The organism is Nonomuraea deserti (genome assembly GCF_004348685.1).
GTDB classification, from domain to species: Bacteria; Actinomycetota; Actinomycetes; order Streptosporangiales; family Streptosporangiaceae; genus Nonomuraea; species Nonomuraea deserti.
In genome coordinates, this window is sequence record NZ_SMKO01000061.1 from 1 (window position 1) to 19,256 (window position 19,256).

A 19,256-nucleotide genomic window follows, 5' to 3' on the forward strand; every position below is an offset into this window, starting at 1 on the left:
ACCCCATCGAGATCCCCGCCCAGGAGATGTACGGCGAGCAGTTCGACATCCCGGCCCCCGACGAGCTGATCTTCATCAGCTCGTTCACCGGCGGCGAGGTGTTCCGCAGCGGCTGCACCTTCCGCCGCGGCAACGGCAGGATCTTCTACTTCAGTCCCGGCGACCAGGACTACCCGGTGTACCACCACCCGGACGTGCTGCATGTCATCGCCAACGGAGCCGAATGGGCGGCCGCCGACCCGTCACGGCGCGAGCTGCCGGCCCTGCTCCGCTCCGAGGAGGGCGGCTTCAGCGCCGGGCACGGCCACCAGGGCGCGATGCACGGCGAGGAGGCCGCGGAGTGAGCGCCGCCGCGAACCCGGTGCGGCCGCTCCGCGTGGTCCAGGTCGGGGCGGGCGCGATGGGCCGGGTCTGGCTGCGCACCCTGACCGCGTCCGACGACGTCGATCTCGTCGGGGTGGCGGACCTCGACGTCGAGCGGGCGCGGGCCGCCGTGCGCGCCGCCGGTGCCGACGCCAAGGTCGGCGCCTCGCTCGGCGACCTGCTCGCGGACACCGGGCCGGACGCCGTCGTGAACGCCACCGTCCCGGCGGCCCACAACGAGGTGAACATCGAGGCGCTCTTCGCCGGGCTCCCGGTCCTGTGCGAGAAGCCCGCCGCGCCGACCCTGGCCGAGGCGGCCGTCCAGGTCGCCGCCGCCGAGGCGACCGGCCGGCTGCTGATGATCAGCCAGTCCCGCCGCTACTACGCCGCCCTGGAGGAGTACCGTCGCCGCATCGCCGAGCTCGGCACGCCCGGCCTGCTCAGCACCGGCTTCTTCCGCGGCGAGCGCTTCGGGGGCTTCCGCGACGTGATGGAGCAGCCGCTGCTGGTGGACATGGCCATCCACGCCTTCGACGCGGCCCGTCACCTGCTGGGAGCGGAGCCGATCTCGGTCGTGTGCGAGAGCTGGAACCCCGCCTGGAGCTGGTACCGGGGCGACGCGGCGGCGACCGCGACGTTCCTGTTCGACGGCGGCACCCGTTACGTCTTCACCGGCTCCTGGTGCTCGGAGGGGCTGGAGACCCCCTGGAACGGCCAGTGGCGGGCCACCGGCCCCGGAGGCACCGTGACCTGGGACGGCGAGGACCGCGTGACCTCCAGCACCGGCGGCGCGTCCGAGGTGCCGGCGGGCACTCACGAGGAGATCTCCGGGGCGCTGGCCGAGTTCGTCGCGGCGCTGCGCACGGGCGTCGAACCGTCCGGATCGATCGCCCGCAACATCCGCTCCCTGGCCATGGTGGAGGCGGCGGTGCGCTCGGCGGAGTCGGGCGCGCGGGTCCACATCGGGGCGCTGCTGGAACAGGCCCACCGGGACGCGCTGGCCCTTCCCGTCCGCGAGGAGATCCGCGCCCGGCTGGAAGCCTCAGGACCGCGACCCGGCTGACGGCGCAGCACCTACCGCGGAAGGTCGAGTGATCTGCCGCGGCGGGTTGACGACGTGGGGTGAACGCGACCAGGAACCCCGCCGCCCCCGGCCCGCAGCGCCGGATGGGCGCAGTCGTGGGCGTCGCCGCCGGCCAGGATGAGGACCTTGGGCGGCGGCCCGCCGGCCGGCGCGACCGCCTGATCGATCACAACGGGTTTGGAAGCGTGCCATTGACAGGTGCGTCGGCCGACCGAAAAGATACGGTCGTCCGTACAACTTCGTGGGCAAGAGGCACCGGATGACCGACATCGACTGGGCGCGGCGGCTGGCTCTGGAACCGGGCGCCGCCGTGCCGCTCTACTATCAGCTGCGCGAGCGCCTGCGCGCGGTGATCGGCGAGTGCGAGCCCGACACCCCGATCCCGGCGGAGAAGGACCTCATGGTGTTCGCCGGGGTGAGCCGGGCCACCGCGCGGCGGGCGATCGGCGACCTGGTCCAGGAGGGGCTGCTGGTGGCCCGGCAGGGCAGCGGCACCTACACCGCACCGGTCGGGGTCACCTCCGAGCTTCTGGGCTCCCGGCCGGCCGGCTTCACCGAGACGATGGCCAGGCTGGGCCGCAAGCCGACCACGCGGGTGCTCGCGGCGCGCGCGCAGCCGTGCGCCGCCGACCTCGCACCGGCGCTCGGCCTGGAGGCCGGCGGCGAGGTCGTCTTCCTCGAACGCCTCCGACTGCTCGACGACGAGCCCTGCATGATCGAGAGCGCCCACCTGCCCGCCGAGCTGGTGCCCGGCATCCTCGACGAGGACCTGACCGGATCGCTCTACGGCCTGCTGCGGCTGAAGTACGGGCTGACCCCGGCCTCGGGCAAGGAGACGATCGGCGCGGTCAACGCCGACTACCGCCTGGCCGGGCTGCTGCACGTGCCCATGGCCGCGGCCCTGCTGGCCACCGCGCGGTCGACGGTCACCGAGGGCGGGCTGCCGCTTGAATACACGATCCGCCACGCCAGAGGCGACCTCGCCGTGTTCTCCGTCGAGCTCAACGACGCGAAGAACGCCCTGATGGGTCAGGAGCCGAGTTGAACGGCGTGTCCAGACGGCGCCTGCTCGCCGCCGCCGCGCTCGCCCCCGTGCTGGCGGCGTGCGGCGGCCGCGCGGAGCCCGAGGCGCCCGCCGACGGCGTGCCGCGCGGCGACCTGTCGGTCTGGCTGCACCAGACGCGGGCCTACGACGCGGTCTTCACCCCGCTGGTCGAGAAGTACACGCGGGAGTTCCGCGAGGTCGGTGTGAAGCCCCTCTACATCCCCGTCGCCCAGCTCGACACCAAGCTGCTCACCGCCTTCACGGGCGGCTCGCCACCCGACGTGTTCAGGATCGGCGGCTGGACCGTCCCCGGCCATGCCCGCAAGGGCCGGTTGGCGCCCGCAGAACCGTCGCTCAGCGGCGGCTACGACAAGGCCGCGATCGACTCCCTCACCTACGAGGGCAAGGTCTACGGCGTGCCGACCGACTACACCCTCTGCTACCTCTACTACCGCCGTGACCGGTTCGCCGAGGCCGGGCTCGACCCGGACAAGCCGCCCTCCACCTGGGAGGAGGTCGCCGACTACAGCAAGCGGCTCACCTCGGCCGACGGCGAGAAGGTCGGCCTGCAGTGGATCCTCGGCAACCCGCAGTGGACGGTCATGCAGCTCCTCGCCCTGGTCAAGGGGAAGGGCGGCACGATCCTCAGCCCCGACGGCAGCAAGGCCACGATGGCCACCGACGCGGGCGTGGCGGCGCTGCGGTTCTACGCCGGCCTGGGCAACGCCAAGCTCTCCGACCCGCTGTCCGCCTTCGGGCTGTTCGCCGGCGGGAAGGCGGCGATGCTCGTCTCCGGCCTGTTCGCGATGGACCTGCTCCCGACGCTCAACAAGAAGCTCGAGTCCGGCAAGGTCTACGACATCGCGCCGATGCCGCGCTTCGACGCCGGGCCGGCGGTGGTGCCCGCCTACACCTGGGGCTGGGCGGTGGCCGACAAGAGCGAGATCCGCCACACGGCCTGGCACTTCATCGACTACCTGCAGCGGCCCGACGTGGCGGCCGAGCAGCTGCGCGAGGCGGGCTCGCTCACGCCGATCACGGGCTGGGAGAAGCTCGAAGGCGCCGACCGGAAGGCCATCGAGATCATGGCGGCCTCCGCGCCGCACGCCGACTTCGGCCCGAGGACCCCGGTGTGGGCCGAGATGGCCAAGGCGCTAACCGACGCGGGCGATGCCGTGGCACACGGGAAGAAGACCCCTGAGCAGGCCGCGCAGGACTTCGACCAGGCGATGCGGCTCGCCCTGTGACAGCCGTCCAGCTGCGGCTCGGGCGCACGGCCACGCTGTCGGGCCAGGGGCAGCGGCGGGCGGAAGGACGGGCCGGCGGGCTGCTGGCGCTGCCCGCGGCGATCTACTTCGGCGTGTTCTGGCTGCTGCCGTTCCTGTCGGCGGCCTATCTGAGCTTCACCCGCTACGACCTGGCCGGGATGCCGGAGTGGACCGGCCTGGACAACTACCGCAAGATGGTGGAGGACCCGGGGTTCTGGAACTCCGCCCAGGTCACCGCCGCCTACACGGCGGGCTCGGTGATCCCGTCGATCGTGCTCGCCCTGGCGATCGCCGTGCCGCTGTCGAAGCCCGGCCGCCTCAACGGCGTGTTGCGCGGCCTGATGATGATCCCGGCGGTGATGCCGCTGGTGGCCACCTCCGTGGTCTGGCGGATCATCTACGCCGACGGCGGACCGGCCAACGCGGTGCTCGGCCTCGCGGGGCTCGCGCCGGTGTCCTGGCTGACCGACGACGGGATCGCGCTCTGGGCCCTGGTGATCATGGTCACCTGGAAACACCTCGGGCTCTTCGTGATCATCCTGACGGCCGGGCTCCAGGGCCTGCCGCCCAGCGTGTACGAGGCCGCCGCGCTGGACGGCGCGGGACCCGTACGCGCCTTCTTCTCGATCACCGTTCCGCTGCTGCGCAGGACCCTGCTGTTCGTGCTGGTCATCGCCGTGGTGGGGTCGATGCAGGCGTTCATCCCCGCGTTCCTGCTGACCGGCGGAGGGCCGGCGGGCGCCACCGAGGTGCTGCCGTACTACATGTGGTCGAACGCCTTCGCCTTCGAGCGCATGGGCTACGCCTCGGCCATGGCGATGGTGCTGCTCGCCCTGCTGGTCGTGCTGTCGCTCGTGCAGTTCCGGTTCCTGCGCGGCGGTGGCGATGAGTAGGGTCCTGCTCCCGCTGGTGGTCGCGGTCATGCTGCTGCCCGTCGGCGTCATGGCCGTCGTGGCCTCGGCGCCCGAGGGCGGCGGCGCGGAGTTCAGCCTGTTCGCCAACATCGCCGAGATGTTCGCCGGCGGCGGCTTCCCCGTCTATTTCGGCAACAGCCTCATCCTGTCCTTCGGCATCGGCCTGCTCGACGTGCTCTTCGCCGGCGCGAGCGGCTACGCGCTCGCCCGGCTCCGCTTCCGCGGCAGAAAGGCGCTGTTCGCCCTGGTCGTCGTCACGCTGGCGCTCTCGCCCACCGTCGTGATGGTGCCCGTCTACGTGATCGTCCACCAGCTCGGCTGGATCGACACCTACCAGGGCATGATCGTGCCGAGCATGATCAGCGCGTTCGGCGTGTTCCTGGTCCGCCAGTTCGCCCTCGGCCTGCCCGAGGAGTTGCTGCTCGCGGCGCGGGTGGACGGCGCGGGCGAGTTCCGGATCTTCGCCACCATCGCGGTGCCTCTGCTGCGGCCCGCGCTGCTGACGCTGTTCCTGCTGCAGTTCCTCACGCAGTGGGACAACCTGCTCTGGCCGCTGCTCGTCGCCAACGACCCGGCGCTGTGGCCGCTGCCGGTCGGGATCTCCCAGCTGCAGACCGAGATCGGCTACGACATCCGGCTGATGACCACCGCGGCGCTGGTCACCGCGGTGCCGCCCATCGTCGTCATGTTCTTCCTCCAGCGCTATTACGTCGCCGGACTGACCCTCGGGGGTGTCAAGAAGTGACCGCCTTCGGCGAGTGGACGCTCGTCCACGGCCTGCCCGCGTTCTCGTACACGATGGACCAGGACGGCGACCCGCGGGCGCTGTGGGACCCGATCCTCGATCCGCCGACCCGGCGGCACGCCGTCCACCTGGGGAACCGGCGCATCACGCTGGTGGCCGACAACTACGGGCGCTGCGACCTCTTCGACGAGCACACCGGGCTGCGCTGGCTGACCCGCGACACCGGCGTCGCCACCGCCGGCGGCCTGTCGACCGCGGGCTCCACGACGGAGCGGCTGTTCGGGCCCGCGTTCGCGGTGGTGCGGGTGGCCGGCGAGCGGCTGTCGCTGGAGCGCACCGTGCTCTGCCCGGAGGGCGAGCAGCCCTGGGTGCTGGTCCGGCTGCGCGTCCGCAACCTGACGGACGAGCGGGTACGCGTGCCGCTGACCGAGGAGTGGCAGTCCCGCCCGGCCGAGGTCAGCCTGATCAGCGGCCCGGCGCCGGCTCCCGACCCCGGTCTCGAACTGGAGCTGATCGGCGGCGAGCGCACCCGCTCCGGGCGCCTCACGATCCCCCTCGACCTGGAGCCGGGCGGCGAGCGGACCGTCGAGCTGCGGTACGGCCTGCTCGACGAGGGTGCTCCGGTGAGCGGCGGCACCGAGGCGAGCCTCGCCGGGCTGGCCGCGCGGCTGCCCCGGGCACACGCCGCCCAGGCTCCCGAGGCCGAGCGCGAGGTCCCCTGGCACGCGGCGCTGCTGGCCGGCGGCTCCTGCGCCGACGGGGTGCTCGGCGGCCACACCCTCGACCAGGGCTCGTGCTACTCCTTCCGGCACGGGTTCAACGGGGCCGCCCGCGACCCGCTCCAGCACGCGCTGCCGCTCGTGTACACCGAGCCCGACCTGGCCCTGTCCGTGCTGCGCAACACCTGCGCCTGGGGGAGCCCGGACGGCGACCTGCCGTACGCGCTGCGACCGGACAAGTCACCGTGGACCGACCTGTTCCGGCCGTCCGACCAGAACCTGTGGGCGCTGTGGCTGGCCGCCGAGTACCTCGCCGCGACCGGGGACGCGGCGGCGTTCGGCGCGGACGTGCCCTACCACCCGGTGCACGACGCGCGGCCGGTGCCGCTCGGGGAGCACCTGCGGCGGCAGTTCCGCTTCTTCGCCGACGTCGTCGGGCGCGGCGACCACGGGCACGTGCGCATCCTCAACGCCGACTGGAACGACCTGGCGATCTCCAGGAGCGGCGCGCCCGCCGAGGACATGATCGAACGCGGCGAATCGGTGCTGAACTCCGCGATGGCGGCTTGGGTGCTGCCCCGCTACGCGGCGCTGGCCGAGCGGCTCGGCGACCACGCGACCGGCAAGGAGGCGCGCGAGCTGGGCGGGACGCTGCGCGACCTGGTGGCCGGCGAGTGGACGGGACGCTGGTTCCGCCGCGCCTACGGCCCCGGCGTGGTGGTCGGCGAGGACGACCTGTGGCTGGAGGTCCAGCCGTGGGCGATCCTCTGCGGCGCCGCCACGCCCGGCCAGGCCCGCGCCCTGCTGGACACGATCGAGGCCACGGCCGCCGCCGAATCGCCCCTGGGCGCCCGCGTACGATGGCCCGCCCTGCCGGGCAGCCGGGCCGGGGACGGCGCGATCTGGTACGCGATCAACATGACGCTCATCTGGGCCGCCGCCGAGCACGCCCCCGAACTGGGCTGGTCATGGTGGCGGCGCATGTCGCTGGCCTCCCACGCGGCCGCCTATCCGGACGTGTGGGAGGGCACGCTGTCCGGCCCCGACGCCTACCTGCCGCCCGAGTCCGCCCGCCCAGGCCGCACCTGGGACCTGGCCCACCTCGGCGTCGCCATGCAGGCCTACCCGGTGGCCAACCTGCACGCGCACGCCCAGCCGCTGCTGGCCTACCTGCGGCTGCTGGGCGTCGTACCCGACGGGTCGGGCCGGCTCCACGTCGGCGGCGGCGCCTCGTTCCGGAGCCGGGTGCTGACCGTCGCGCCGGACGGGAGCGGGCGGCTCGCGCCCCTCGGCCCGGTCGAGCTGGTCACCCCGGCCGGCCCTGTGTCCGGCCCCGTGTCCGGCGCAGGCCCGCTCACGTGGTGACGCGGCTCGGGGTCGACGTCGGGGGCACCACCGTGAAGTGGGCGCTCCTCGGCGCGGACCACGAGGTGGTCGGCTCGGGCTCCGCGCCGACGCCGCCCGGGCCCGGCGCGGTGGTGGCCCTGGCCGGCGGGCTGGTACGCGAGGGCGTGACGAGCATCGGGATCGGGCTGCCCGGCCACGTGGACCGGACCGCCGGGATCGCCGAGTTCGTGCCCAACCCGCCGGGGGACTGGACGGGCTTCCCCGTCGGGCCCGAGCTGCGCGCCGGCACCGGGCTGCCGGTCGCCGTGGTCAACGACGCCCGCGCGTTCGCGCTGGCCGAGCTCCGCGCGGGGGCCGCCCGCGGCATGTCCGACGTGCTCTTCGCAGTGCTCGGGACGGGCGTCGGCGGGGCGGTGGCGCTGGGCGGCGAGATCCTCGCGGGGCCCCGTGACAACCTGGGCGAGGTCGGCCACATCACGGTCGACTCCTACGGGCCGCGGTGCTGCTGCGGCAACCGCGGGTGCGCCGAGACCTACGCCGCGGGCCCGGCGATCGTGCGGGGACTCGACGGCTTCGCCACCCCGGCCGCCGTCGCGGCGGCGGCACGGGCGGGCGACCGGGTGGCCGCGGCGGCGATGAGCCGGGCCGGCTGGGCGCTGGGGGTGGCGCTCGGGGACGCGGCGGCGCTGCTCGGGATGGGGACGATCGTCGTCGGAGGCGGCGTGGCCGGGGCGCTCGACCTCATGCTGACCGCCATGCGCGACGAGTTCGAGCGGAGGCGTCCGCTCATCGGTGACGTGACGGTGCTGCCCGCCGCGCTCGGCCCGTGGGCCGGGGCGATCGGTGCCGCGCTCTATGGAGGTGAGCCGCAGTGAAGTGGATCAAGCAGGCGATGGAGCTGCTCGGGGAGATCGAGCGTACCCAGGAGGAGCCGATCGCGGCCGCGGCCGACGTGGCGGCGCGGGTGATCGGCGGCGGGGGAGTGGTGCACACGTTCGGCACCGGGCACTCGCGCATGGGTGTCGAGGAGCTGTTCCCCCGGTACGGGTCCTACCCGGGCTTCCATCCCATCGTGGAGCTGGCGACGACGTTCTACACGCAGGTCGCGGGGGCGAACGGGATGCGGCAGGCGATGTTCATCGAGCGGGTCGAGGGGCTGGCGGACCAGATCCTGGCCAACTACGAGCTGCGGCCCGCGGACGCGGCGATCGTGTTCAGCGTCAGCGGCCTCAACGCGGTCCCTATCGAGATGGCCATGGGGCTGCGCAAGGCGGGCGTGCCCGTCATCGCGGTGACGTCGGCGCGGGAGACGGCCGCGGTCGGGCCAGGCCACCCGAGCGGCACGCGGCTGGCCGACCACGCCGACGTGGTGATCGACCTGTGCACGCCCGTGGGCGACGCGCTGTGCCGGGTCGAGGGGCTGGCCGAGCCGGTCGGGCCGGGCAGCACGCTGGCGGTGGTCGCGGTGGTCAACGAGATCAAGGTCCGTACGGCGGAGCTGCTCGCGGCGGACGGCCTGATGCCGCCGGTCATCTCCAGCGCCAAGCTCGTCGGCCGGCGGCGTTCCGACGAGCTGTTCGAGGCCGCCTACCTGGAGCACGCGCGCCGGGCCTCCGAGGTGCTGAGAAAGCCCGGCGCATGACCGTCGTGGTGGCAGGGGCCGCCGGCGGCATCGGCAGGGCCTGCGTGGACGCGGTACGGGCGGCCGGCGGCCAGGTCTTCGGCGCCGACCTCGACAACGGCCTGGACATCACCAGGCCGGGCGGCGCCGAGCAGGCCATCGCGCGGGCGTCGGCGGCGTACGGGAAGATCACCGGGGTCGTGCACGCGGTCGGCATGTCCGGCAGGGCGCTGGGCGACGGCGGCGTCACCGCGTGCGGTGACGAGGCCTGGAACGAGGTGCACCGCGTCAACCACACGTCGGTGTTCCGGCTGCTGCGCGCGTCGATCCCGGTGATGGAGGAGGGCGGGTCGATCGTGGTGATCGGCTCGGCGCTGGGCACCGCGCTCGACGACGACTTCCGCACCGTGGCCTACGCCTCGTCCAAGGGGGCGCTCATCCCGCTGATCAGGTCGGCCGCCCGCGAGACGGCGCCGCGCGGGGTGCGGATCAACCTCATCTCCGCCGGGCTGGTGGCCACCCCCATGAGCCGCCGCGCCCAGACCGACCACGCCATCCGGGCCAGGCTGCCCGAGCTCATGCCGCTGGGGGCCAGGCTCTGCACCCCTGAGGACGTCGCGGCCGCCGTGCTCTGGCTGCTCTCCCCCGCGGCCGGCCGTACGACAGGAGCCGTCATCCCCGTCGACGGCGGCTGGCATCTTCGATGAGAGGAACGCCGCGGTGAACGTGTTGTGGGAAGGCGACGTGATCGTCGCCGGAGGGGGCAGCGCGGGGTGCGCCGCCGCGGTGGCGGCCGCCCGGTCCGGCGCCCGCTGCCTGCTGGTGGAGAGCGCCGGATACCTCGGCGGCACGGGCGCCGCGGTGCTCGACACCTTCTACGGCTTCTACGCGCCGGGCCCCGGATCCCCGCGGGTGGTCGGCGGCATCGGGTGGGAGGTGTGCGAGCGGCTGTTCGCCACCGGATCGGCCTTCGAGCGGCCCAACACCTACGGCGCGGGAACGGGCGTCACGTACGAGCCCGAGGCGCTCAAGGTCGTGTGGGACGAGCTCACCGCCGGCGTCACCGTCCTGCTGCACGCCCGGGTCTGCGGCGCGGGCGACGAGGTCGAGACCGTCGCCGGGCGGTTCCGGGTCAGGGCGCCGGTGGTCGTCGACGCCACCGGGGACGCGGAGATCGCCTGGCGGGCCGGGGCGGCGGTCGAGCGGCCCGGCATGCGGCTGCAGCCGATGACCACGACGTTCCGGCTCGGCGGCGTGGACCTGTCGGCGACCTCGGCGACCTCGGCGGCCGAGCTGCGCGCCCTGATGGAGGAGGCGGGGGACGCGTACGAGCTGCCCCGGCGCGACGGGTCGGTGCACAGGACGGTGCACGACGGCATCGTGCACACCAACCTCACGCGGGTGAGCGGCCTGGACCCCACCGATCCGATGGAGTTGTCGCGGGCCGAGCGTGAGGGGCGGCGGCAGGCGAGCGCGTACGTGCGTTTCCTGCGGGAGAAGGTCCCGGGGTACGGCTCCGCCGTGCTGCTGGGCACGTCGGTCCGGATCGGGGTGCGCGAGTCCCGGCGCCTCAAAGGCCGATATGTCCTGACCCGCGAGGATGTGCTGGCAGGGAGAGACCACCCCGACACGATCGCCCGCTGCGGCGCCCCCATCGAGGACCACGACGCGGGAGCCGGGACCCGCTGGGAGTACGTCCGCGGCCACGGCACCTACGGCATCCCCTACCGCTGCCTGCTGCCCGCCGAGGCCCCCGGCCTGATCGTCGCCGGGCGGTCCCTGTCCGCCACGCACGACGCGCACGCCTCCGCCCGCTCGATGGGGCAGTGCATGGCCATGGGAGAGGCGGCGGGCACGGCCGCCGCCCTCGCGGTGGAGAGCTCCAGGGAACCGGCGGACGTCGACGTGGACGTCCTGCGCGGCAGGCTGCGGGCGAACGGAGCCATCCTGTGACGGTCCGTACCGTGCTGGGTGACGTCGAGGAACTCGGCGTCACCTACGCCCACGAGCACCTGTTCATGACCGGCGGCTGGCCCGTGCGCAACGAGCCCGACTACCGGCTCGACTCGCTGGAGGCCGCCGTCGCGGAGGTCTCGGCGGCGCGGCGGCTGGGGCTCGCCGCGGTCGTGGAGATGACCCCGCTGGGGTTCGGCCGCAGCCCCCGGCTGATGCGGGCCCTCGCCGAGCGGACCGGCCTGCACGTCGTGGCCGTGACCGGCTTCCACAAGAGCACCTACTACAGCGACGCGCACTGGCTGCACCACTACGACGCCGACGAGATCGCCGGCCTGCTGGTCTCCGAGATCGAGGAGGGCATGGACGAGCTCGGCCTCGTCGGGCCGATCGTCCGGCGCTCGCCCGCGCGGGCCGGCGCCGTCAAGCTCGCCGCCGGCTACCACCGGCTGCCGCACGGCCGGCTGATCAGCGCCGTCGCCCAGGCCGCGCGGCGCACCGGCGCTCCGGTCGTCACCCACTGCGACAAGGGCACGATGGGGCACGAGCTGCTGGACGCTCTCGACGTCGACCGGGTGGTGCTCGGGCACATCGACCACAACCCCGACCCCGGCTATCTCGTCTCGCTGGCGGAGCGGGGCGCGTACCTCGCGTTCGACCGGCCGGGACGGATCAAGTACGGGCCGGACAGCGACGTCGTGGCGCTGGTCGAGGCGCTTGCCGGGCGAGGGCTCGGGCACCGGCTGCTGTTCGGCATGGACCTCGCCCGCAGGTCGTACTGGCCGAGCCTGGGCGGCGGGCCCGGCCTGGCATACCTGCTGGACAGGTTCGTCCCGCGGCTGGAGGCCGCGGGGCTCGGCGAGGTGGCGCGGGCGGCGCTGACCGGCAACGCCGCCGCCGCCTTCGCGATCCGTTGACGCTCAGGGAAGGTTCTTCTGGGCGGCGTGCTCCCAGGAGGAGTTGGTGCCGATCTCCGGTGCGGAGCCGGCGAAGGCGCCGCGGGCGTAGGTGTCGCCCTGGAGGGTGTACATCAGCCAGGCGGTCAGGTATCCCAGGAAGCCGCCGCCGTCGCCCTGGATCGTGTTGTGCCCGGCGCCCTTGAGCATGGCCTTGGCGGCGGCGCCGGGGACGGCCTCGTAGTACGCCCGGATGGCGGAGTGCGGGGAGATCAGGCCGTCCCGGCTGCCGCTGAGGAACAGGACGGGGCAGTCCAGCTGGTCCACGGAGAACGCGTCGTCCGGGTCGACCCAGATCGGGGCGGGCAGCGCGATCGGGACGACCGACGAGATCAGGCCGCCCGACTTGGTGGCCGTGTTGACGGAGCCGCCCGCGCCCTGCGAGTGGCCGACGGCGCCGACCTTGCTCACGTCGAGCTTGCCGTGGAACACGCTGGCGGAGTCGCCGTTCCTGGCCACCATGTACTCCGCGGCGTCGATCATCTCGACGCCGGCGCCCGTCGTCGTGTCCGTCGTGGCGATCACCACGAACCCCCAGGAGGCGAGCTGGTCCAGCACGCCCGGATACTGGGTGGGAACGGCGTTCGTGCCGTTGCCCCAGGTGACGATCGGATGCTTGACGCCTCCTTCGCCCAGGTCGGCCGGGTAGTGGATCCGATACTCGCCGCCGACGTCGGCGGTGGCCACGGCCCATGGCCCGGCCGCCGCGTAGTGGGCCTCGATCGTGTCGGCGGCCCGCGCGGGGGAGACCAGGACTCCCAGCAGCAGCACCACGGCGACCATGAGCTTCATGCATCCTCCCAGTTGTACGGATGACCGTATCTTTCGCTGCACCGGCCACCCTGTCAACAGCCCTGTCGGCCGACCGCACGCGTTACGACGCCTCCTTCGCGCGCCGCCGTAGGGTGTTCACGGTCTCGGCGTACGCATCGGAGCCCACGAGGAGCAGAGATGGCGAAGACCCAGGGGAGCGCGGCGCCACACGACCGTGACGCCTTCGACGAGATGCTCGCGGAGCTGGCCGAGCGCCGCCAGGAGTTCCGCGAGCAGTGTTACGTCCCCAAGGACTTCGTCGCCCGGCTCAAAAGGCTCGGCTTCTACCGGGCCTCGACGCCGCAGCGGTTCGGCGGCGAGACGATGCCGCCCGCCGAGTTCCTCAGGAAGATCGAGCGGATCTCGGCCGTCGACGGCTCCACCGGATGGGTCGCCGGCTTCGGCTCACAACTGGTCTACCTGGGCTCGCTGCCGCTGGAGACCCAGGCCGAGCTGTACGCCGACGGCCCCGACGTCGTCTTCGCCGGCGCCCTGTTCCCCGTCCGGCAGGCCACGCCGACCGAGCGCGGCTTCCTCGTCAACGGCCGGTGGAAGTTCGCCAGCGGCTGCATGGCCGCCGACATCGTCTGCGTCGGCATCCCCGGCGACGACTCGACCGCCGGCAGGCCGCGCGGCGCGCTGGTCCGCCCCGAGCGCCTGGAGATCGTCCGCGACCGGGACGTCGTCGGCATGCGGGGCACCGGCTCGTTCGACCTGGTCGCCGAGGACGTCGAGATCGGCAGGGAGTGGACGTTCATCCGCGGCGGGGAGCCGGTGATCGACGAGCCTCTCTACCGCTATCCCGCGATCACGTACGCCGCCCAGTCGCTCTCCGTCGTCTCCGCCGGCGTCGCCAGGGCCGCGCTCGACTTCGCCGAGCAGGACGGCGCTCCACGGGCCCGTGGGCTCGGGCGCGGATCGCAGCACGATGTGGCTGCCTGCAGGTAGGTCGTCAGCCACCTGCCGGTGAAGGCGTTGTGGCGCACCGAGAGCTCGCCGGCCGGGGCGGGGACGATCGGCGCGGCACGGTGAAATCGATTTCTGCCCTTCATCGTTCGATCTTGGGAGCGGGGCGTCAAGTGGTCGCCCACGCGTCAGGTCGCGGAGGAGACGTCACACTCCGGGCACTCCTGACCCTCTTGGTTGCCGAGGCGGTCACCGCCTTCCCCATCGATCCACCAGGAGTATCCATGTCAACCGCCTACGTCGTCACCGCCGTGGTGACCGTCGCCGCCAACACCTTCTCCGGGCTCGCGGCCATGACCCGGCTCAAGCCGATCATGCGCACGCTGCGCCCCGCGCTCGACCGGGCCGGCGTGCCCGAGTCATGGCTGGTCTGGCCGATCGGCGCGCTGAAGGTGCTCGGCGCGCTCGGGCTGGCGCTCGGGCTGCTCGGCGTGCCGCTCGTCGGGACGGCCGCCGCCGCCGGTCTCGTGCTCTACTTCGTCTGCGCTCTCTTCGCCCATCTCCGCGTCAGCGACTACGCGCCGCAGTTCTACCTGGCGATGGTGTTCCTCGGGCTCGCGGCGGCCACCCTGGCCCTGGACCCGGCTCTCGCCCTGTCCCCGGCCAGGTGACCGCCGCTTCCCCCGTCAGGCCTGCGTACGGGTCAGCTCCAGGCGTACCCTGGCCAGCCAGGAGCCCCAGCCGTCATCCGGCCGGCTGTCGCCGATGCGCAGGTAGAACGTCCGGGACTCGCCCCGCAGGTCGGCGAGGTCGAGCGTGCGCTCCGCCCGGTTGGACCGGTCGCGAACGTCGTTCTCCTCCCGCAGCACGGTCCGCCAGGTGCGCTGATCCTCCGACACCTCCACGAGGAACTGGTTGGCGATGTCCAGCGTCAGCGAACCGCCGGTGACCTGGGCGGGCAGCTCGAACCGGTAGGTGGCGTGGCTGTCGCCGTCGGTGAACCGGGCACGCCCGTCGTGCACCTCGCCGTCGAGCTGGGAGCCGCCCGCGTCCAGGAGCCAGGGCTCCTCGGCCGGGGTGCCGGGCGTGAACTCCACCGTGTCGCCGATCAGCGTGACCGCCACCTGCTCGCCGGTGGACCCCTGGTCGGAGGTGGCGGCGAGCCGGATCACGTGGCTGCCGGGACCGGCCGTCGCCGGCACCGCCACCTCGAACGTCAGGGTCTGGGACGCGCCCGGCGCGATGGGCCCGAAGGGGGCGGACGCGGGCTGGACGGTCCAGCCCTCGGGTCCCGTGGCGGTGAGCCGGCCGCCGGCGGGCTTCGTGGCGTGGTTGGCCACGGTCGCCGAGAGCCGCACGGTCTCACCGGGGGCGGCGAAGACCCCGGAGCTCTCGATGACCAGCGTCGACGTGGCGGGCGGCTCGGGGGCGAGGAGTTCCACCTCGGCCAGCGAGACCGCCGAGCCGCCGGTGAACCTGATCCGGTAGTGGGTGTACGCGCTCGGGCTGGTGATCTTGAACGGGCGCGTCTGCGACCGCCACGTGAAGCTCTCACCGGTCCGCTTGTCGATGGACTTCCACGCGTTGCCGTCCTTGGAGCCCTCCAGGACCCAGCTGGACGGATCCTGGGCGGGCTCGCCCGAGCCGGACGTGAGCGTATAGTAGCGCGCCGTGCGCTCGCCGTCGAAGGAGTACCGCACCGACTCGGGCACCGTCGCCCCGGTGGCCGAGTCGTCGTCGAACAGCGCGCTCACGTCGGCGCCGCCGGGCGCCGACGCCGTGCCGCGCCCGGGCCCGGTGAGGTCGTGCAGCGGCGTGGGGATCCGGTCGTCGCCGGTGATCGAAGGCGGGGCGGCGTTCCTCCCCGTGCCCCAGCGCGAGGGCTTGGGCCCCATCTCGAACACCAGCTCGCCGCCCTTGGCGACCAGGTCGTGCGGCAGGTACGTCTTCCCGTACGGCTTGCCGTTGACCTTCACCTCCTGCACGTAGACGTTGCGCGCGCTGTTGCCCGGCGCCCTGATCACCAGCTTCCTGCCGTTCTCCAGGCGCACGGTCGCCTTCTCGAACAGGGGCGAGCCGATCGCGTAGTAGGGGCTGCCCATCTGCAGCGGGTAGAAGCCGAGGGCGCTGAAGACCTGCCAGGCCGACATCTCCCCGTTGTCCTCGTCTCCCGGGTAGCCCTGGCCGATCTCGCTGCCCAGGTACAGCCGCGACAGCGCCTCGCGCACCTTGGCCTGGGTCTTCCACGGTCGTCCCGCGTAGTCGTACATGTAGGCGATGTGGTGCGAGGGCTGGTTGCTGTGCCCGTACTGGCCCATCCGCACGTCGCGGGCCTCGCGCATCTCGTGGATGACCCCGTTGTACGAGCCGGGGAACAGCGCGGTCTCCTGGCTGTCGAAGAACGCGTCGAGCTTGCCGGCCAACTCGTCCGCGCCGCCGTACAGGTTGGCCAGGCCGCGGCCGTCCTGCGGCACGTGGAAGGCCATGTTCCAGCCGTTCGTCTCGGTGTAGTCGTGGCCCCACTCGCGCGGGTCGTACGCGTCCGGCTTGAGCCGGAACGACCCGTCGGCGTTCCTGCCCTGGAAGAAGCGGACCGCCGGGTCGAACATGTGCACGTAGTTGAGCGCCCGGTTCCTGAAGTACTCGTGCTCCTCCAGGTAGCGGGCGCGTTTCGCGCCCTTCGACCGTTCGGCCAGCGACTTGGCCATGTTCGCGATGCCGAAGTCGTTGATGTAGCCGTCCATGGCCCACGACATGGCCTCACCCGTCGACTCCGTGCTCGTGTAGCCGAGGAAGACGGAGGTGGACAGGCCCTTGCGGCCCACGTGGCGGGTGGTCGGGGTGACCGTGGCGTTCTTGACCGCCGCCTCGTAGGCGGTCTCGGCGTCAAACCCGGTGATCCCCTTCAGGTGGGCGTCGGCGAAGGCGACGTCGGAGCTCGTGCCGACCATCAGGTCGGCGTAGCCCGGCGAGGACCACCGCGCGATCCAGCCGCCGTCCTCGTACTGCCGCACGAACCCGTCCACCATCTCCCCGGCCGCCTTGGGCGTGAGCAGCGCGTACGCGGGCCAGGTGGTGCGGTAGGTGTCCCAGAAGCCGTTGTTGACGTACACCTTCCCGTCCGCCACCTTCGCCCCGGTCTCGGTGGGCGTGCTGGGCGGGGTCTCGACGGCCGACTGCACCGCGTGCCTGTACACCGGGGCGTCCGCGGTGCCGGTGTTCTCGAAAGCGGAGTTGGGATACAGGAACAGCCGGTACAGGTTGGAGTACAGCGTGACGAGCTGGTCCTGGCTCGCGCCCTCGACCTCGATGACGCCGAGCTTGGCGTCCCACGCCTTGCGCGCCCGCTCGCTGACCTGCTCCAGCGTGTCGGACGCGCCGATCTCCAGCTCCAGGTTCTTCCTGGCCTGCTCCACGCTGATCAGCGAGGACGCGATCCGCATGGACACGGTGCGCTTCTCGCCCGCGTCGAACGCGAGATAGCCCAGCACGCTGTCGCGTCCCTGGCCGGTCAGCTTGCCGCCGCCGGTGACCGGGCGGTCGAAGGTGGCGTAGTAGAACATGCGCGTCGCCCCGGTGGACAGGTCGCTGCGCACGTCGGAATAGCCGGTGACCACGCCGCCGGACACGTCGAGGGTCAGGCCGCCGCGGTTGTCCACGTTGTCGAAGATCAGCTTGGCCGACGAGCCGGGGAACGTGAACCGGGCCAGCGCCGCGTGGTCGGCCGGCGCGATCTCCGTCTTGAGGCCGTTGTCGAAGGTGACGGCGTACAGGTGCGGCTGCGCGACCTCCCGCTCGTGGCGGAAGGGCAGCGCGCGGGCGGTCCTCGACGGGTCGGGCGCCCCTTCGGCCGCCGACGGCATGAACTGGAACGTCTGCCGGTCGCCCATCCACGGGCTGGGCTCGTGGCTGGCGGTGAACGCCTGGATCTCGGGCAGGTTCGCCGCGTTGTTCGCCCGGTGGTACTCGTAGAGCCATCTCGTCGAGGCGGCGTCCGTCATCGGCGTCCAGAAGTTGAACCCGTGCGGCACGGCCGTGGCCGGGAAGTTGTTGCCCCGCGAGAACCCGCCCGTGGAGTGGGTGCCGCGGGTGGTCACCGCGTACTCCGAGGGCCGCCGCTCGTCACGCCCGCCGCGGCCCTCGTACGGCTGCCGCTTCCGCTCCGTGACGATCTTGATGTCGTCCACCCAGCCGCGGAACCCGGCCTCGCCCACGGGGCTGTCGTAGGCCACCAGAATGCGGCTGATCCGCTTGCCCCTGGCCACCTTGCCGATCTCGGCGCGCTTGAAGTTCCACTGGTCGGCGTACAGGGTCTTGGATTCGCCCTGCTCACGTGGCGCCAGCCGGACCCCGTGCTGGTCGACGGCCTTCAGGTCGCTGAGGTAGGTGCCGTCGCTGAAGGCCAGGTCCACGGAGACGTACGTGCTGGGATAGCGCAGGTGGGCCGAGGTGAACTCGGGGAAGACCAGGTAGGACAGCTCCGTCCCGGACGTGACCGGGATGTCCACTTCGAACACCTTGTTGGTGGAGTAGCCGCCCTTGCCCGACGTGGTGCCGCCCGCGTACCGGAACGCGCGCAGGCCGGTGAAGCCGGCGCGCGGCCTGGACGTGTGGCCGCGGGTCGGGCCCTCGCCGACGTGGCTGCGCATGTCGCTGGGCGGCCCGGTGCCGCTGTGGCCGTCGGACAGCTCCCACTCGGCCAGCTGCAGCATGGGGGCGCCGCCGACACGCGTCACGTTCAGCCGGTAGTGGGCGTAGGGCGTCGTGTTGGCGAACCGGTACTCCTTGCGCTGGAGGCGCGCCGAGAACGTCTCGCCGGTGCGGGTGTCCAGGGTCGTCCAGGTCTTCCCGTCCTGCGAGCCCTGGAGTTGCCAGTCGCGGGGGTCGCGCTCGGGTACGTCGTCGGCGGAGGTCAGCGCGTAGTGCACGACCGCGACCGGCTCGGACAGTTCGTACTGTGCCCAGCCCGTGCCGCTGTCCACCAGCCACTTGGTGCTCGCGTCGGTGTCGGCGAGGTTCTCCTTCACCTCGCCGGCGTCGAAGAACTCGCCGCTGACGCTGATCCGGGCGATCCTGTCGGAGATGCTGCCCTCGATGCCGCCGGGCAGGGTGCCGGTGACGTTCTCGGCCTTCTTGTCGCCCTTGGCGTCGGTCTCGGTGGTGTTGATCCAGGTCGGCTGGGGGTCGCCGGGCTCGAAAGAGGAGGCGAAGGCCGCTCCTTCCGCCTGGGCCAGCTTCTGCCCGTCCTGCGCCGCTCGCCGCGCCTGCTCCGCGGACGGAGGCGGCTCGCTCGCCTTCGGGTCGGGCGGCGGGCTGTAGGACGGGCCGGGGGTCGGGGTGCCCGAAGGGCCGGGATTGGGAATCGGGTCTGGACCTTTCTGTGCGGTGGCGCCCGCGGGGCCGTACTGGGTGGTCAGCGCGGCGGCGGCCGGGGCGGAGAGCGCGAGGGCGACGCCCGCGCATAAGACCGCCGTCATGAGGGATCGTCGGCGAGGGTGCTTCATCGAGGAGGAACCTTCCGT

The 19,256-nt window shown here is 72.7% G+C and carries 16 protein-coding genes; 14 read left to right on the forward strand and 2 right to left on the reverse strand.

The features are described 5' to 3' along the window. The 12 genes from E1292_RS22585 to E1292_RS22640 form a co-directional block, all read left to right on the forward strand. The coding region (locus E1292_RS22585) for a ThuA domain-containing protein (RefSeq protein WP_181958279.1) at positions 1–344 on the forward strand (344 nt) is incomplete at its 5' end. Continuing rightward, complete coding sequence (locus tag E1292_RS22590) at positions 341–1,426, forward strand: Gfo/Idh/MocA family protein (protein WP_165974683.1); 1,086 nt, start codon at positions 341–343, stop codon at positions 1,424–1,426. The genes E1292_RS22585 and E1292_RS22590, both read left to right, overlap by 4 nt. Positions 1,427–1,706: 280 nt before the next feature. Further along, entirely contained in the window at positions 1,707–2,492 is a 786-nt protein-coding gene (locus tag E1292_RS22595) for a GntR family transcriptional regulator (protein ID WP_132597215.1), read from the forward strand. A 5-nt stretch (positions 2,493–2,497) separates the two neighbouring features. Next, positions 2,498–3,739: an ABC transporter substrate-binding protein gene (locus tag E1292_RS22600; RefSeq protein ID WP_165974684.1), complete on the forward strand. Its 1,242-nt coding sequence runs from the start codon at positions 2,498–2,500 to the stop codon at positions 3,737–3,739. Next, a complete protein-coding gene (locus E1292_RS22605) occupies positions 3,736–4,653 on the forward strand; it encodes a carbohydrate ABC transporter permease (RefSeq protein ID WP_132597217.1) in 918 nt (305 codons plus the stop codon). Before E1292_RS22600 ends, E1292_RS22605 begins: the two co-directional genes overlap by 4 nt. Next, the gene (locus E1292_RS22610; RefSeq protein WP_132597218.1) at positions 4,646–5,419 is read left to right on the forward strand and encodes a carbohydrate ABC transporter permease; all 774 of its coding nucleotides are present in this window, start codon (positions 4,646–4,648) and stop codon (positions 5,417–5,419) included. The genes E1292_RS22605 and E1292_RS22610 overlap by 8 nt, the downstream gene beginning before the upstream one ends. Continuing rightward, complete coding sequence (locus tag E1292_RS22615) at positions 5,416–7,503, forward strand: GH36-type glycosyl hydrolase domain-containing protein (RefSeq protein ID WP_132597219.1); 2,088 nt, start codon at positions 5,416–5,418, stop codon at positions 7,501–7,503. The genes E1292_RS22610 and E1292_RS22615 overlap by 4 nt, the downstream gene beginning before the upstream one ends. Continuing rightward, complete coding sequence (locus E1292_RS22620; RefSeq protein WP_132597220.1) at positions 7,497–8,360, forward strand: ROK family protein; 864 nt, start codon at positions 7,497–7,499, stop codon at positions 8,358–8,360. The genes E1292_RS22615 and E1292_RS22620 overlap by 7 nt, the downstream gene beginning before the upstream one ends. Further along, entirely contained in the window at positions 8,357–9,127 is a 771-nt protein-coding gene (locus tag E1292_RS22625; RefSeq protein WP_220447007.1) for a sugar isomerase domain-containing protein, read from the forward strand. Before E1292_RS22620 ends, E1292_RS22625 begins: the two co-directional genes overlap by 4 nt. Next, on the forward strand, positions 9,124–9,813 hold the full coding sequence (locus E1292_RS22630; RefSeq protein WP_132597221.1) for an SDR family oxidoreductase: 690 nt from the start codon (positions 9,124–9,126) through the stop codon (positions 9,811–9,813). The genes E1292_RS22625 and E1292_RS22630 overlap by 4 nt, the downstream gene beginning before the upstream one ends. Positions 9,814–9,826: 13 nt before the next feature. After that, a complete protein-coding gene (locus E1292_RS22635; RefSeq protein WP_132597222.1) occupies positions 9,827–11,059 on the forward strand; it encodes an FAD-dependent oxidoreductase in 1,233 nt (410 codons plus the stop codon). Beyond that, positions 11,056–11,976 carry a phosphotriesterase family protein gene (locus tag E1292_RS22640; protein WP_132597223.1) on the forward strand — a complete coding sequence of 307 codons (921 nt, stop codon included), beginning with the start codon at positions 11,056–11,058 and terminating at the stop codon, positions 11,974–11,976. The genes E1292_RS22635 and E1292_RS22640 overlap by 4 nt, the downstream gene beginning before the upstream one ends. Before the next feature lie 3 nt (positions 11,977–11,979). Here E1292_RS22640 and E1292_RS22645 read toward each other — a convergent pair whose 3' ends face one another. After that, the gene (locus tag E1292_RS22645) at positions 11,980–12,807 is read right to left on the reverse strand and encodes a poly(ethylene terephthalate) hydrolase family protein (protein WP_132597224.1); all 828 of its coding nucleotides are present in this window, start codon (positions 12,805–12,807) and stop codon (positions 11,980–11,982) included. A gap of 159 nt (positions 12,808–12,966) precedes the next feature. On the opposite strand from E1292_RS22645, the gene E1292_RS22650 reads away from it, so the two are divergent. Together E1292_RS22650 and E1292_RS22655 are read left to right on the forward strand one after the other, a co-directional pair. Further along, positions 12,967–13,776 (forward strand): acyl-CoA dehydrogenase family protein, encoded by an 810-nt coding sequence (locus tag E1292_RS22650; RefSeq protein WP_132597225.1) that lies wholly within the window; start codon positions 12,967–12,969, stop codon positions 13,774–13,776. 242 nt (positions 13,777–14,018) lie between these two features. Next, on the forward strand, positions 14,019–14,405 hold the full coding sequence (locus E1292_RS22655) for a DoxX family protein (RefSeq protein WP_132597226.1): 387 nt from the start codon (positions 14,019–14,021) through the stop codon (positions 14,403–14,405). 15 nt (positions 14,406–14,420) lie between these two features. Here E1292_RS22655 and E1292_RS22660 read toward each other — a convergent pair whose 3' ends face one another. Further along, entirely contained in the window at positions 14,421–19,211 is a 4,791-nt protein-coding gene (locus tag E1292_RS22660) for a GH92 family glycosyl hydrolase (RefSeq protein ID WP_132597227.1), read from the reverse strand. Positions 19,212–19,256: the final 45 nt, after the last annotated feature.